We start from the raw sequence: 14,861 nt of genomic DNA, 5'->3' as shown, positions 1-14,861 counted from the left end.
AAGCTTAGCTTGATAGCGATGTGGCAGTACCCCTAGTAAACATTTTTCTTCGATATCAAATAAAAAAGCCTGTATACACAGGCCCAAATTAGGTAGATAAATATAGAAACAAAAAATAGTATCGATTACATTATATATGAGTGTGTAGCAATACACCCAGAATAAAATAAGAAAGGCAGATTGTAATCCACCTTACCGATTTTATTTTGGCTGAATCACAGTTCTAAAAGTTCCTTCAACTGTATGTGATTCGAAATTTTCATAACTTGTTTTATATGGAAACGGAAATGCTAGCACTTGATAATTTTTCTTTTTGTCTGACTCTGGTAATTTTAATTGAAATACTTTTTTCTCATTAGAGTTAACAGTTACATACAGCACTATTTCTTCATTAATCAGTGGTACTTGTTCCCAATCTAAAAAGGATACTAAAGCATAATCCATAACCTCATCAGTGGGATTTCCTACAGTTAAATAAACCTCTTGCCCACTTTTTGCAGACATCAAAGCAATTAATTCATCTTCTGTTTCGCTAATAAAAACATTATCAATTGGTTGTTTATCGCTTGTTTTTAAGGGCGCAATGCTCTCGTACTGATAATAAGGAGTTGTTTTATTTTCTAAACTATACCGCAAAGGTAATACTTGCTGCACTGCTCCTGCTTTATCTAAATCTAATTTTTCTACCAAGAGATCTGGATCTTTAATGATTAAATATGCCACTTCATTTATATTGTCATCTACTTTATTGGAGATATTTGTATCTACAGTTGTGTTAGCTTTAGCAAGAAAAGTATGACTTTCATCTTTGCTTTTATTCGCTTCGAATGGAACTTGTTGGAAATTGTTCATTACAAGGATTTTATATTTTCGATCTTGGTCAATATAATTTTTAAAAGTAATCTTTGAATCAATTTTCCCGTCGGATATATCTTTTAATACACTCCCGTTATCTATTATTTTATTTTCTTTTCCCATCATTCCATACCCCAAGCGATTAGATCCTTTTGTGAGTTGCTCTTCAGTAGATGTTTCATTTGAATTTGAATTTTTTTTATTATTAAGAACAACAAAAACACTAATAGAAATAATACATATAAAAACTAAAATAAATAGAATCCAACTCTTTTTCATAATCGCTCCTTACTATTCATTAGTATAAAAAGATTAATCTAATAATCATTGTACACCTGAATATTAGATCAACCTTTTTTTATTTATGAATTAATATTATATTTTTATGTCACATAAGTTAGTTGTTTTATGAAGTTTTTGTTTCATGGTTAACAGTTACATATCCAGATTTTTCATACGTATGATTACCAATAGCTCTAGAAATATATTTAATACCTGTACTTACTGTTGCACCTGCATAAGATGAATTATTAGCAGAATCTGTTTTTGTCCCCATAAGCCCACCTAGATCGTTATATGCTCTTGTTTTAGCTACAATTTTATTTTGTTTCAATGTAGCCGAGGATGTTGCTGTTGCACTTATAAGCGGTGGGACTAAATATCTTGATACTTTTGAATTAACAGTAGGTTGTGCCGCTAGACCTGGAGCGTTCTCTAAAGGATTTAAACTCTCTTGTATCGTTGTTTTCTCCTCTACCTCACGATTATCATAGATAGTGTCTCCAACACGATACACTAACTCTTCCGCACTCGCATTTGGTGATATTACACCAAACGAAACAACTCCTAATGTTAGAGCAAGTGAGGATACTCTTAATTTTCTAAATACATTTTTCATAATTTCTCCATCTCCTTTTAAAGTAATAATAGGTTCTATTACATAATACAATCTACTAATATTTTTTGGGATATTTTACCGACAAGTGAAATATTACAAAGTTAAGTATATTTGAGGGGGGACTTAAATGGGAAAGGGAAAATTTTTATGTGTTTCTGTATTATCACTCGCTTTATTGTGTTCCTGCCATGGGAATACAGAAGAAACAAAGAGTGAGGGTTCAAAAGTTATGGAGGCAGTTAACAAAACTGTAAATAAAAAATCTTTTGTCAGTGCTGCTATATGGGATGAGAATACAAGAAGGTTAGATATAGAAATTCCTAATACTGAAGATTCATCTAAAGTAAAAATAGAAATTAATAATCGGTTGAAAAATCAAGGGGTTAAGCCTTACACAATAAATATAAAAGAACGGGATATGAAGATTGTAGAGAAAAAAAGCTGGAATATTAATCTATTAAAAGCCTACCACAAACTAACTTCTTATACTGGACTTGTCTTATCAAATGGAAGAATTAGCTTTATGCACATATTTTAGAGAGTTTGTTAACATAATGTTTTTATGTTATAAATAATGATGCCTAATGCGTTTTTTATAAAGAAAAGACACCCTAAGGTGCCTTTCTCCGACTTGAACCACTTTAATTTTAATAATATGTATAGTACGCGAATCAAATACAATTATATCATGTATTTTAGTTTTCGAAAACGCTTTCCTTTTTTTGAAAAGCCGCTTTACATTTATTAAAATCATATTCTTTTATATCATCATGCATTTTCATCTCTTAGTTATATATTTGTATCGGCACACATCCATCAACTTAAGGCTTTGAACTATTTTTGAAGTTCAAAGCACGTTGCTATTCTCTTATATTAATGAGAATGGTAACGTGCTTTTATGAATATACATCAAAAACAAGAGTAGTCTTTATTTGACGAAGAGTTATATTGATATATGTCATCTGCTACACTTAATCAAGTACCTATAGGAGTAGGCGTTTAGTATAGTAATCATGTTTCTTCGATATCAACTAAAAAAGCCTGTTTATACAGGCCAAAATTAGGTAGATAAATATAGAAACAAAAAATAGTATCGAATAAATTATATATAAATACAATTGTTATAACAAGAATAACCTGTATAAAGTAAAAGAATCCCTCACATGACCAAGGATTCTTTTACAAGGGTTAGAGAGTAGTTGTTATTCAACTCATACTCATTTTATGTTTAATAGTAAGAATATACAATTTTGTTTTTTATTTCTCAATATGTTACGTTCGTTTTTATATTATAATATAGTTAATTCTTTTTATTTATGTATCTCTCTATATCTTCCTGGTGTGAATCCTTTTAATAAGGATTCCTTTTTTATTGCTTCATACATTAATATAATCCAAAATTAATTTTAAAGTTGAGTATATTGATAATGAAACACCGGAGTTCATGCTAGTTTAAGCAACAACTGTTGAAATCGCCTGTTTATAAAGGAAATGTTGTTTGCCATTATTAGAAATCAATACTGAAAATTTATCAACTGAGATAATGATTCCAGGTATTCTAACACCGTTTATTAAAAATATTGTTACTACTCTTTGTTCCTCTATTAATTTTTTATAAAAGCTTTCTTGTGTATACATCAATAGTTTCTTCCTCTCTATAAATGTTTTGAAATTTTTCTTATAAATGTAATAGGCATGGTTTAATTATAACAATTTTATGGGGATACTTATAAAAAATAAAAGCCCTCACAATGTAGTGAAGACTTCGTTTATTTATCATCCGCCAGTATGGCCATGAGCATATTGTACGACTTTATCCTCGCTAAGAGCTTTTTGTGTATCAGTTACATTGCTAGCGTTAAACATAAACGTGAATACGGCTGTTAATCCAATTAAGCTAAACATTACTTTTTTCATTTTAAAGCCTCCTTTTCAAAGTTTTGTTCTTCTGCTTGATGGCTAAGATAAAAATAATCGCTTGCTTTTGAACGGTTATTTTCTTGATGGAATAAAACCGCTAATTTTTTAGCATATTCTTGTACATATTCATGAAGGTCTTCTCTATCAAAATAAGAAATTCCTGTTTTAATTGTCATCTCTAATTCGCCAGCAGCAACCTTTTGATTTAATTTTTCTAAAATTAAAAAGTGATGTTCGTATTCTTCATTCTTTAGTTCTTTACAAATTTCTAAACCTCTTATTATAAAATTAGAAGTTTCTTTGGACTCACCAATTTTCATATGCTCCCTAGCTTTAATAAAGATTGCTTTATAATCTTTGGGGAGTTCTTGCGTTACCTCAGAGAGATATCGTATTGATAGTTCAGATAAATCCTGACCTGAATACATTAAGCCTAAGTTATGACGTACAAACGTGATATTTTTTTCTTCGCCAGATTTTTTAAATGTATTAATAGCCGTAATGAAATGTTCTTCAGCTTCCTCAAATTGTTTTAAATGAGTACAAGCTAATCCTATCAAATTATCACATAGCCCAATACTAGTCTCATATCCTGCGTGCTTTTTAAAGATTTCTTTTGCTTTGGTAGCTTCTTTAATTGCCGCAAGAGGTTTGTAAATGTGATAATGAAAAGTTGATAATTTTAAATGGAATTCAGCATGTTCGATTTCATCTGGAATGTGTTTTAAGAGTAATTCTGCTTGATGATAATGTTCTTTTGCACCTGTGAAATTACCTGTAATATTAGAATGAATAGCTTTAAAAAAGTGGTAGTAGTATTGCAAAAACTGATCTGCAGGTACATCCAATGAATCCACTTTATCAAAACTATCTTTTCCAATACTTAAACTATCAATCATATATTGATGACGAAAGTCTAAAAGAGCATAGTATAAAAGTAGGTTTTGATCCTCTTCAATATTGTGTATTCTTTGATCAATCTCAAGTTTTAATTTATGTGCCTTTCCTATATGTCTGGCACGTATCTCTGTATACCAGTCATTTAACAATTTGGTAATTTGCTCATTCCCCTTTACTGAAACAATCATTATATATTCCCCCATCCTATAGAAGTCTGCTAATGTTATATATTCCCACTATAGCAAAATATCCGTAGCATTTAACTGTTTACCAATTATTTTTCAACAAAATTCGGAAAATTAAGACAATTTAATGTGCCGATTACATTTGAATCATAAACCTCTCTTTAATATATCACGTTTGCGTGAAAGGAGGATAAATAAATATGAAAGCAGAACGGATTTTTGAGGGTACGAGTGCAGATGGCATATGGAAAAAGTCTATATTCAAAGTAAAAGAAGGTAGCTATTATTATATATCTGAGAATAGTACGATTAAGGTAACTGAACATGAATATCTAAATGTAGAAGTGTTAGAAGAAGTCCAGCAGGGAGAGGATAATAATTTATTTGCAGTAAAAGGGAACGAAAGAGACATGCTACAGCAGTTAGAGATGGATGGATTTAATTTTGAAGATGTAGAATGGGGAGACCTTAATCTATTGGATAACGAAATTATGAGTAGTACGGATGCTATAGAAGAGTGGGGAATTGAATCATCGACATTACGTAAAAGAATAAATGATTTCCCGAAAGGCACAATTCGTAAAATTGGCACGACATATGCTGTGACTCGATTTGGAATGCGCTGTGTTTTCGGTTCGAATAAGAAGTAAGTAAAAATAAAGTAGGGGAGGTGGCGTTCAATGAAGAATCACACAAGGAATTCAAAGGGGCAATTACTACAAACTAATAAGAAATGGTCTCACCTAAAGCAAAAACAGCGTGAAACCATATTAAATTGGCTGAGAGAGGCTTATATAGAGAAGATTAAGGTTCATAACCGTAGATTGATACCAAAGGAACATGAGGATGTTTTAAGCCAGGTATTGTTTAAAATTCGTGAACATGAAATTTGGATTACGGAATACGAAGTAGAGAAGTATTACAAGGGAAAAATAAATAAGTGGTATAACAAACACATTTCATTAAAATTAAAAAATGTTAATGGGGGAATAATGTGAAATTATACTATCTGATGATTAAATCTTTCGAAAAATAAATTAGTTGTATAATAAAAAGTAAGAATACAATCATCGTCCCATTAGTTAGAACAATTGATAAAATCTTAATGACTATTTTACAGTTTTTTCATTAAAAGCCATTATAGAAATGAAAATAACATATAAAAAAGAGGTGTTTTTATGGTATCAGTTACTCAGAGGATTTCTAAAATTAAACAGCCTAGAGGTGGATATATTAAACCTAAAAATTTCGATGTTATAGAATTAAATGATGGTATTGTTTTGTATGAAGAAGAGAATATACATAGTGCTTTAACTGGACTTGCCGTTGATTATCTTACTCGTTTTACTATGGGAACTTCCTTAGAAAAAGCTTTTAGAATTTCTCTTATAGGTGCATCAAGAGTTAATGAGGACAATTATGCAGAAGAATTACTAAGCGGGATTAATGGTCTTGATGATAATTCGATAGAAAATGCGTGCAAATTGGTGGGATTTGATACTGCTCATAGAGCTGGTATTGCAAGTTATAAGCCAGTACATACCATTCAGCCAGATTTAGCTACTATTTCTAATATAAGAAACATGGTAAAGCGTAGTATGACCTTTAACGATAATTTTGGACCGATTGTAAAAGATGGTTTCACTTTTGAAGGGGGTTATACCCAGTTTATATCAAGTGGAGATGGTGATTTTTTAACTGAAACGACTTTATGGGATTTTAAAGTTTCAAAGAAAAATCCGACTAATAAAAACACTTTACAGTTGCTTATATATTATTTAATGGGTGTTCATTCTATTCATTCTGAATTTGAACAAATTGAAAAGCTAGGGATATTTAATCCTCGACTAAATAAAGTTTATTTATTAGCGATAAGTGCGATATCTAATGAAATTATTAATGAAGTTAAAACTACTGTTATAGGATATTGACGAATTATTCTTGAGAGATTGTAGATTTGAAAGGAAGCTCTGTTGTTACTTGATTTGAGATGTTCTACGTCTTCGGTTCAAATGGACAATGAGTAGAAATACAATATATGGTAGGGGGGGAATGAAGAATTAGACCGTAAGTTCTAACTGATATCTCATTAAAATAAGCTACAAATACTTTAATTTATTATAAATGTACTAGGGAATTAGAAACAAGGATTACGTGGCTTCTCTAATGACTTATAAATTAAAATTATATACAAGAAGTCACTATCTAAACGTCTTTTTAAGTTGTTATATTCAAGATTGGTTAATGTAAAAGATATATATTCACATAATACAAAAATGATAAGAGGATGAAAAAGAATACTCAATTAAATGAAGAATTTAAAGGTCAAATTCATAGAAGTGATTCTGATCCTACGAATTTAGTAGATGCTGCTATTGAGTTTGATAAAGCCCGACAGATAGAGGAAGCATTAAATAGTATAGAATTAGCAAGAAAAGCAAGAGAAGAAATAAAAATAGCTTATACTAACAAATTACTAGAGATAGAACAAGAAAAAGCTGAGGAGCGCAGAAGGCAAGAGGAAACATTGGCTGAACAAATGGCAAAGGATTATATGAGAGACTTATATAATCAATATAAAAAGGAATTTAGTATTCTAATAGAACGCTTGGAGACAGAAAAGGTTCAATTTCATTTATCTTCAATTGGTAACTGGTATTCTTGGTTGAATTATTTAAAAGAAGAGTGCCATAAGTGGTATATAGTCGTAAAAACTTTATTTAAAGGATTTCCAACAAGATTCTTAAGTGACAAGAATGATTATGAAATGTATTTTAATGAGGAACAAAATAGATACAAAAAATGGATTGAGGGTAGAAATTTAATTGAATTTGTAGAAGAATTACAGCAACATTATGAGCAGGTAACCAATAATACTTCAGAAAAAATGTTTTATAAAGGGCTTTTGAATAAGTATGAACAAAAGTTAGATAAAGTGCAAAAAAAAGAAAAAATACAAAGGGAGCAAGAAGAGCTACGTATCCGTCAAGAAAAAATAAAGAAAGAGGAAAAAGAACGAAAACGCATTCAATTACAGAAAGAGCAATTATATAGAAAACAAGAGCTTTTAAACAGAGATTATGATGAGATACCACTTTTAACAAAAAATGAAATCGATAATTTTAGAAATAGGTTTTGGGAGGAATACAAATGTATTCCTAAAAAAGAACGCACTGCTTATGAAAGAAAGTATTTTCCTTCAGGACTACCACGGTGGTTTATGAAAGACAAGATTCCCCATGTAGAAAAAGAAATAGAAGCTGAATTAAAAAAGAAAAATAGCAAGAACAAGGAGCAAAAAGAAAACTTAAAAGATAACGACGATGGTTATATTCAGCTGAAGTTATTATAAAAGAAATTTTTGTAATCGGAAGATAACTTATATCTTATTAAACATTATTTCTTTATATTATAATTTATATATTGTATTTTTTAGGAGGATACATATGAGATTAAATAAAAGTGAAAGATCATTGCCTGTATTATTAGCCTATGAAAGAGATGAAAGTGGAAATCTTGCAGTGTGGTGCCCATATTGTGCAACATGGCATCTTCATGGACAAGGAGACGGTCATCGTAGTGCTCATTGTCAAAATAGGAGGAGTCCATTTATAGAAACCGGGTACATTATTAAAAAAGGATCGAAAAAAGATTATGCTTTCGGTAGAACATATTATGACAGTTATGACAACTTAGATTTGAAATATCGTTACTAGAGGATTTTTCTTTAATTTAAGAATCAATTTATAAGTAATGCCAATAAGTTAGTCTTATTTAATCGGATAAGTTATTAGAAGGAGTGGGAATTTATGGGGTATAGTACTCTATCTCTTGATTTTAAAAATAAAGTAGTTGTCGATAAAACGAAGTGGAAAGAAATATGGGACGATTGTATGGAACCAGATAGTTTTGCTGAGTATGTGTATATAGTGATTGAAAATGCGGCGCGCCGATATAAATTTAAACATGACTTTGAACCAGAGATATACATGTTTAATTTAAATAGCCCTTATAAGGTAAATCTGAGATTGGGTAATAAAAAATACATATTGATAATGAATCCCTTTGATGAAAGTCAACTTGTTAATGCACAATAAGGTTATTATAAGTAACACCTTTAATCAAACTCTAATTCAAATCAATATAAATAGCTGTATTGTTATGGAGGAATTATTGTGCAACCTAAAAAAGAGCATATCTATCATTTTACGAACGTTTTAGATTTTGAATACATCTGTCTTGAGAAGAAGGGGTTTGGCTTTCCAGAACTTGAAGAAGTGATGTTTAATTATGTTCTCTCTATGCCACAAGGAACCCTAGAGTTTAAAGAATGTTGGATATCCCGTGAATATGTAGAGGGAGAGGAACTGAAAACAGTCCAGGTTACTTTTGAGGATAGTAAAATAAATAAAGCGGTTCGTTTATGGGGATCTAAAAGGAATATAGATGGTAAAGTGCTTGCAATGACTATGGATTTTTTAAATTTAGAGACAAAAGAACTTGAATATGAGATGGATATATTAAAAGTGGCGCAGAAGAAATAGTAAGTGTATTTTATTTACTGTAGAAACTAGTATATGATAGTTAAAGTAAAACAATAAATTTATATAATATAAATTAAGGTTGAATTTTATTTAATGTTTACCATTAAAACGCAGGGGAATATATTAAGTTTCAAAAGAAAGTAAATAATAATTTTGTAAATCTTTTGTTGCTTATATATAAATCGTGTGGAAAGTAGGAGGGAAAAATGGATATAAAAAAATTGAAAATCAAATGGAATAAGCTATTATTCGATTTGAAAATACATTCTTCTGATGGCCAAGAGTTTGAAAATTTATTTTGTAAGATAATGCAACTTGCAAATGAAAATTTCTTACAAGTCGATGCATATGGAAAATTAGGAGACGGATCAACAGATGGGTATATTTTTAAAGAGAAAGTTTATTATCAATGTTATGGTCCAAGGGCAATAAAAGAATTAGCAACGGCAGCTTATACTAAAAAAAAATTGAACGATGATTTTGAAAGTTTGTTAGGTAATGGAAGAAAAATAAAAAAATATTATTTTGTAGTTAATGATAAATTTAAGGGAATATCTCAACCTACTAGAGAGGCTATGGATGAAATTAATAATACTCGTGATGGAATAGAAGCTGATTTTATAGGGGCAAATAAAATTAAAAATATATTTTTTGAAAAATTAACGGATGAACAGATCGAAGATGTTTTAGGGATAAATCCACTTGAAAACTTAGAGTTCAATAATGCTGAAGCAATTAATATAAAGTTAGTATTAAAAACTATGGAGAAATATTTAATAAATAAAATAGATGCTTTGGATAAATTAAATCCTAAGGTTTGGATTTATAAAAATGATGGGGCAGATCATGTACAACAATCACTAGATAACTATCATTCTATAATAGAAGATGCGATTTATAGTGAGCTAATTCAACAAATAGAAAGTTTGGGGAAGGGTTATAAAATAGCTTTTAATGCGTATTTAAATGATGAAAATAAATTGATTGAATTATTAATAGCTAATTTAAATAAGGATTCCCGTTTTACAATGGTACATTATAATATGGATTACCCAAATTTTATATTTAGCTGTTTAAGAGATATTATTAATCTTTATAATGAATTTTCACGTACTATTAATGAAGTACTTGAAAAAGATATTTTAAGTACAATTAATAATAAGTATCTTCAAATAAATAAGCAGATTGGATTTGAAACAGGTAAATTGGAAAAAACATTAGAAGAACATCTTAATGATATTTTAAATTCAGTAGACTGCAGGGCAGTTTATTTGTTTGCAGATGAAATTGAAAATATTGAGTTTTTAAATGAATTACAAAAACTACACAATGACAGTCCAATATTCCGGTATAATTATTCTAAAATCGGAAATAAGAAGATAATTAAGTATTTAACATCCGTTTTAGAATCTATTACTACAGACATTCAGTTTGAATTCAGTCCTCATATTCAGAGAAACCATGTTATTTTTATAAAATCGGTGTTTAATAAGGAAGACAGAACTCAATTAGAAGAGTTGCAAAATAGAAGTGATCTTGCGATTTATAACTTTTTCGAAAATTAAATATTCTATTGTGACACTTAAGGAATAAAGGTTGTTTCTTTTATTCTTTTAAATATACACAAATCACATTTACCAAAAGATAAGAAAACCATTGTACAAGAAAAGTATGACGGTTTTCAACAAGGATGGAAGCCCTAGTTTATAAGTGGTGAAGATAAAATTTAACATACGTTATGCTATCTGTAAAATATACGAGTATTTTCACATGAAAAGTAAATTTTTATCTTCAAGATAATTATATTTAATTATTGACTATGCATTTTTTACTTAAATTCGCATTGCACAGGTTATAAACTTAAATAACAAAAAAGAGGGAGTTCATAATTTAATAGAAAGTGTGTTCTTTACATTGAAAGAGTAAAAAGTAGGAACTACATAGAAAGTTTTGAGACATTATTAACAATCAAAATTAATTTTACATTAAATCCGTGTTTAATTGATAATTAGATAAATTTATAGAATGCTATATGATATAATTAATATACAATATGAATTTTTACTGGAGGTCTTATAATTTTGGATTATAAAATGATTGCAAGGCTGTATAATATTAAAGTTGCATCCACTCTAAATAAAGGAAAATTAATTGACGATGATAACATGAGATTGTCTAATAGTTTAGCTACATTTAATCGATTTTTTAATAATGAGGGATTCGAGCGTACAATCGGTTCTCTTGAATATGAATCCTTAAAAAATAGTACATATATCTATCAAATAGGTAAATTAACACAACTGGAAGAAGCTTTTAAAAAACACTCAATATCTGGTGAAGCAAATTATTATTATACTAATTCTTTTTTAAGAAAAATACACATATTTATGGTAGCACTGTGGTTAGTTAAAGATCATAGTGTAAATACAGAATTAGGCTTTATAGGAACTGGCACAAAAGAGATTTTTTATTCTATTACAAGTAGTGGTACTGCATTTTCAGCTTCTAAATCAAATGGAATACTCGAGGATACAGGGTTTTCAATTGAGGAAATAGATAAAGCTATTCAATATTATGAGATATTAAAGCCAGAATCCGATGTGAATAGTGGAAAACGGATGGCTGAGGGTCCATATAATGGTAAATCATTAAGAATATCTCGAGCTCTATACTTTGTACAAGCTGCGAGACATGAAACAGATGTACCGGTAAAAATAATGAAATATTGTACAATTTTAGAGTGTTTATTTACAACTGGTCGTGAAGAAATTACACACAAAATTTCGGAGAGATTTGCTAAAATAATGTCTGATCAATTGGAACAGAGAGAGTATTATTTTACGTTGGTAAAAAAATCTTATGCAATTCGTTCAACTGTAATTCATGGGCAAGCTATGTCGGAAAAAAGATATAAGGATGCTCTTGAACTTGCCCTTGAATTAGATAATGCTGTTAGAGAATTAATGTTAAAAATCATATTAAATAGTGATTTTGAAGAAAAGTTCGAACAAAATGAAGAAGAATTAGAGAAATGGTTTAAAAAACTAATCCTTTCATAAAATGTTATTTCTAGTCCCCTTTCCTATAAATGCAATTTTGTATTTTAGATAGTAAATTAAAATTGTATTTAATGTAAAATTAGACAAATTTATACAAAAACAGTACATTGATTATAAAATCCAATGTACTGTTTTGAAGTTTGAGGTGAAAAAATTGAGCAATCGAGAAAAACAAGTGTATCAAGCACGTGTAGAACGCCATAAAGAAAAAATGCCTTGGTATATTATTGAATATATTGAAGAGAAAACGAACCTCTCCCCTGCTACTTTGTATGGATACTTAATTGAATATGAAATGTTTATACAATGGTTGATCTCCTCTCGTCTTGCTGTCCTAGATGGAGAAGCTGTAACAAAAATACATGAAGTACCAATTGAAACGTTGGAACACCTTCCTCTTAAACAAGTAAAAAGGTTTAAAAGTTATTTAGAGAGACAAGGTAATAAAACAAAGGCAGTTACACGAACATTTTCAGCTCTAAAGTCATTATTTAACTACCTGACAAGTAACACTGAAGATGATAATGGAGAATGTTACTTTTATAGAAATGTTATGGCCAAAATGGAAATTCATAAGGAAAAAATTGACGCTGCAGCAAGAGCAAAAGAAATTTCTGAAGTTATTTTCCACAATAATGATGACATTAAATTTATGCGTTTTTTATCCAATGAATATGAGCAAATACTACAAGAAGATGCTCCTGGTAAGTTAAGATTCTTCAAACGTGATAGAGAGCGTGATATTGCTATTTTAAGTTTAATCTTAGGTACAGGTCTTCGGGTATCCGAAGCAGCTAGTTTAACTATTTCGAGTATTAATTTTCGTACTCGTTACATCAAGGTTATACGTAAAGGAGATAAAAAATCATCTATTTTGGCTACACAAACGGCTCTAGACGATGTTCAAGAGTACCTTAAAGTACGTGCTAATCGTTATAAGTGTCCTGATGATGAGAATATTCTATTTGTAACGAATTATAAAGGCTCATACGCGCAAATTTCTGTTAATGCAATACAAAAGCTTACAGAGAAATATACTAGGGCGTTTGACGAAAAAAAGAGCCCTCATAAGTTGCGTCATACCTATGCAACTAACCATTATAATGAAAATAAAGATCTTGTTCTCTTAGCAAATCAAATGGGGCATAATTCGATGGAAACTACATCTCTTTATACGAATATTGATGATTCTAAACGACGTGAAGCAATTGAGCGTTTAGAAAAACGGCAATTAGAAGAAAGTGATTAATGAGATAATTTATTTATCTAACAAATATAAGTTTTAGTCTATTTAATATAAAGTATATAGTGCTATTCTAATTTTCTTTGTATGTGCTTTCTAGTCTTTATATGCGTTTGCTATGGCAATCCCTGCAGCCATTTCAACACCAACGATAGTTTCAATGATAACTAAACTACCTGTTATACCTATTCAATTGTATATATTAACATTTATATGCTAATATAGTGATGTTGATACGGTTAATCTAACTCTCTTATCTATTCTCATATCATTTATTAAAATAAAGAAGGGATTGAAAATGTGAAATGTTTAGTGGTTTATCTATTGATACACTAGGAAAATGTTCAGCTATTATAATTGCATTTGTAGGAGCTTTAGTTTATGGAAGTAATCAATTTATAAGTATTGTGACGACTAAACCCCTTGATAAACAACTTAAAGATCCATTCACTCAAGCTAGACTAAATTTATGGTTTTACGTTATTGGAATAATTTGTGGTGCAATAGTATATTTACTTTATGCGATAATCCTTTATCAGGCCATAGGTAAATATTATAAACACAGTTTCTTTATATGGAATGCTTTTGTTTGGTTTATCCTTTTTATATATTTCACTATTACCTCAATACGAGCAAAAAAATTACAAAATATAAGAAACAAAAGTTTACATTTTAAAATTTTAGTTTTCAATGTAATTACTAGTATTATATTTTTCTTCTCCAGTTCATCAGAATACCTTAATAAAGGAGAATACTTTAGCTACCTGTGGAATGGGATTCCTTTGGCATTGTTGCTTAGCTGTTTGTATTTTTTTATGCTGAACAAGATAAAAGTTGCAACAACCCAACAGATTAGCTACGATATTCAACCGATTAACGAGGATGATTTTAAAAAAGTTAAAGATTTAAAATATGAATACTCAATGGATGAAAAGAGATTAGTTTTTGTTCCAAGAAAACAATCGAAAAAACAAATTCGATATGTGTGTGATTTTTCATCAAAAGTCTATTTGAAATGTACAGAACAAATTAATTCTTAAATTAACTAAAGACGCAAAGAGTTAACTCTTTGCGTCTTTAGTTAATTTAAGAATCCTTTAAACCTCCACGCGACTCTTTGGTTAAATAACAATTTTTTGGAAATAATGATGTGTTAATATAGCCTAAACTCCTATATTATATTTAAATTCTATGAAAAACCCTGAAGAGTTCATTAAATCGGAATTTAACGAACACTTGGGTGGATGTAGGTTAACC

The 14,861-nt window shown here is 29.6% G+C and carries 16 protein-coding genes and 1 pseudogene; 12 read left to right on the top strand and 5 right to left on the bottom strand.

Features of this window, described 5'->3' with window-relative positions:
* Positions 1–201: 201 nt before the first annotated feature.
* Together DN393_RS30840 and DN393_RS30835 are read right to left on the bottom strand one after the other, a co-directional pair.
* Positions 202–1,134 (bottom strand): hypothetical protein, encoded by a 933-nt coding sequence (locus tag DN393_RS30840; protein WP_149174290.1) that lies wholly within the window; start codon positions 1,132–1,134, stop codon positions 202–204.
* A 127-nt stretch (positions 1,135–1,261) separates the two neighbouring features.
* Positions 1,262–1,753: a hypothetical protein gene (locus tag DN393_RS30835; RefSeq protein WP_149174289.1), complete on the bottom strand. Its 492-nt coding sequence runs from the start codon at positions 1,751–1,753 to the stop codon at positions 1,262–1,264.
* Positions 1,754–1,880: 127 nt separating this feature from the next.
* Between DN393_RS30835 and DN393_RS30830 the strand changes: the two are divergent.
* Positions 1,881–2,201 (top strand): annotated as a pseudogene (locus tag DN393_RS30830) (DUF4030 domain-containing protein); the annotation flags it as partial.
* Between the two features lie 1,004 nt (positions 2,202–3,205).
* Here DN393_RS30830 and hfq read toward each other — a convergent pair.
* The 3 genes from hfq to DN393_RS30820 form a co-directional block, all read right to left on the bottom strand.
* On the bottom strand, positions 3,206–3,391 hold the full coding sequence (gene hfq, locus DN393_RS30825; RefSeq protein ID WP_149174287.1) for an RNA chaperone Hfq: 186 nt from the start codon (positions 3,389–3,391) through the stop codon (positions 3,206–3,208).
* A 138-nt stretch (positions 3,392–3,529) separates the two neighbouring features.
* Complete coding sequence (locus tag DN393_RS31750) at positions 3,530–3,670, bottom strand: hypothetical protein (protein ID WP_000757392.1); 141 nt, start codon at positions 3,668–3,670, stop codon at positions 3,530–3,532.
* Entirely contained in the window at positions 3,667–4,761 is a 1,095-nt protein-coding gene (locus DN393_RS30820) for a response regulator aspartate phosphatase (RefSeq protein WP_149174286.1), read from the bottom strand. Before DN393_RS30820 ends, DN393_RS31750 begins: the two co-directional genes overlap by 4 nt.
* 197 nt (positions 4,762–4,958) lie before the next feature.
* Between DN393_RS30820 and DN393_RS30815 the strand changes: the two genes are divergently transcribed.
* The 11 genes from DN393_RS30815 to DN393_RS30760 all read left to right on the top strand — a co-directional run bounded on the left by DN393_RS30815 (position 4,959) and on the right by DN393_RS30760 (position 14,644).
* Positions 4,959–5,408, top strand: coding sequence for a helix-turn-helix domain-containing protein (locus tag DN393_RS30815; protein WP_149174285.1), 450 nt, complete (start codon positions 4,959–4,961; stop codon positions 5,406–5,408).
* 30 nt (positions 5,409–5,438) lie between these two features.
* Positions 5,439–5,756: a transposase gene (locus tag DN393_RS30810; RefSeq protein ID WP_149174284.1), complete on the top strand. Its 318-nt coding sequence runs from the start codon at positions 5,439–5,441 to the stop codon at positions 5,754–5,756.
* A 180-nt stretch (positions 5,757–5,936) separates the two neighbouring features.
* On the top strand, positions 5,937–6,689 hold the full coding sequence (locus tag DN393_RS30805) for a hypothetical protein (protein WP_149174283.1): 753 nt from the start codon (positions 5,937–5,939) through the stop codon (positions 6,687–6,689).
* A gap of 356 nt (positions 6,690–7,045) precedes the next feature.
* A complete protein-coding gene (locus DN393_RS30800; protein WP_149174282.1) occupies positions 7,046–8,110 on the top strand; it encodes a hypothetical protein in 1,065 nt (354 codons plus the stop codon).
* A 94-nt stretch (positions 8,111–8,204) separates the two neighbouring features.
* A complete protein-coding gene (locus DN393_RS30795; RefSeq protein ID WP_001238822.1) occupies positions 8,205–8,474 on the top strand; it encodes a hypothetical protein in 270 nt (89 codons plus the stop codon).
* A gap of 93 nt (positions 8,475–8,567) precedes the next feature.
* Positions 8,568–8,855, top strand: coding sequence for a hypothetical protein (locus DN393_RS30790; protein ID WP_149174281.1), 288 nt, complete (start codon positions 8,568–8,570; stop codon positions 8,853–8,855).
* A gap of 78 nt (positions 8,856–8,933) precedes the next feature.
* Positions 8,934–9,302, top strand: coding sequence for a hypothetical protein (locus tag DN393_RS30785; protein ID WP_149174280.1), 369 nt, complete (start codon positions 8,934–8,936; stop codon positions 9,300–9,302).
* A gap of 206 nt (positions 9,303–9,508) precedes the next feature.
* Positions 9,509–10,867 carry a hypothetical protein gene (locus tag DN393_RS32270; protein ID WP_255449901.1) on the top strand — a complete coding sequence of 453 codons (1,359 nt, stop codon included), beginning with the start codon at positions 9,509–9,511 and terminating at the stop codon, positions 10,865–10,867.
* A 516-nt stretch (positions 10,868–11,383) separates the two neighbouring features.
* Positions 11,384–12,361, top strand: a complete 978-nt coding sequence (locus DN393_RS30770) for a HEPN domain-containing protein (protein WP_149174279.1) — start codon at positions 11,384–11,386, stop codon at positions 12,359–12,361.
* Positions 12,362–12,515: 154 nt separating this feature from the next.
* Entirely contained in the window at positions 12,516–13,610 is a 1,095-nt protein-coding gene (xerS, locus tag DN393_RS30765; protein ID WP_149174278.1) for a tyrosine recombinase XerS, read from the top strand.
* Positions 13,611–13,909: 299 nt separating this feature from the next.
* Positions 13,910–14,644 carry a hypothetical protein gene (locus DN393_RS30760; protein WP_149174277.1) on the top strand — a complete coding sequence of 245 codons (735 nt, stop codon included), beginning with the start codon at positions 13,910–13,912 and terminating at the stop codon, positions 14,642–14,644.
* Positions 14,645–14,861 lie beyond the last annotated feature (217 nt).

The sequence above is a fragment of the Bacillus sp. BPN334 genome (genome assembly GCF_008368885.1).
Lineage (GTDB): Bacteria > Bacillota > Bacilli > Bacillales > Bacillaceae_G > Bacillus_A > Bacillus_A wiedmannii.
The sequence above is the reverse complement of the archived record's forward strand: the minus strand, read 5'-3'. Positions and strand labels throughout refer to the sequence as shown.

Coding starts and splice junctions, on each gene's coding strand:
- hfq (WP_149174287.1), bottom strand. CDS start 3,391: ATGTATACACAAGAAAGCTTTTATAAAAAATTAATAGAGGAACAAAGA.
- DN393_RS32270 (WP_255449901.1), top strand. CDS start 9,509: ATGGATATAAAAAAATTGAAAATCAAATGGAATAAGCTATTATTCGAT.
- DN393_RS30805 (WP_149174283.1), top strand. CDS start 5,937: ATGGTATCAGTTACTCAGAGGATTTCTAAAATTAAACAGCCTAGAGGT.
- DN393_RS30795 (WP_001238822.1), top strand. CDS start 8,205: ATGAGATTAAATAAAAGTGAAAGATCATTGCCTGTATTATTAGCCTAT.
- DN393_RS30820 (WP_149174286.1), bottom strand. CDS start 4,761: ATGATTGTTTCAGTAAAGGGGAATGAGCAAATTACCAAATTGTTAAAT.
- DN393_RS31750 (WP_000757392.1), bottom strand. CDS start 3,670: ATGAAAAAAGTAATGTTTAGCTTAATTGGATTAACAGCCGTATTCACG.
- DN393_RS30810 (WP_149174284.1), top strand. CDS start 5,439: ATGAAGAATCACACAAGGAATTCAAAGGGGCAATTACTACAAACTAAT.
- DN393_RS30790 (WP_149174281.1), top strand. CDS start 8,568: ATGGGGTATAGTACTCTATCTCTTGATTTTAAAAATAAAGTAGTTGTC.
- DN393_RS30815 (WP_149174285.1), top strand. CDS start 4,959: ATGAAAGCAGAACGGATTTTTGAGGGTACGAGTGCAGATGGCATATGG.
- DN393_RS30800 (WP_149174282.1), top strand. CDS start 7,046: ATGAAAAAGAATACTCAATTAAATGAAGAATTTAAAGGTCAAATTCAT.
- DN393_RS30835 (WP_149174289.1), bottom strand. CDS start 1,753: ATGAAAAATGTATTTAGAAAATTAAGAGTATCCTCACTTGCTCTAACA.
- DN393_RS30840 (WP_149174290.1), bottom strand. CDS start 1,134: ATGAAAAAGAGTTGGATTCTATTTATTTTAGTTTTTATATGTATTATT.
- DN393_RS30760 (WP_149174277.1), top strand. CDS start 13,910: ATGTTTAGTGGTTTATCTATTGATACACTAGGAAAATGTTCAGCTATT.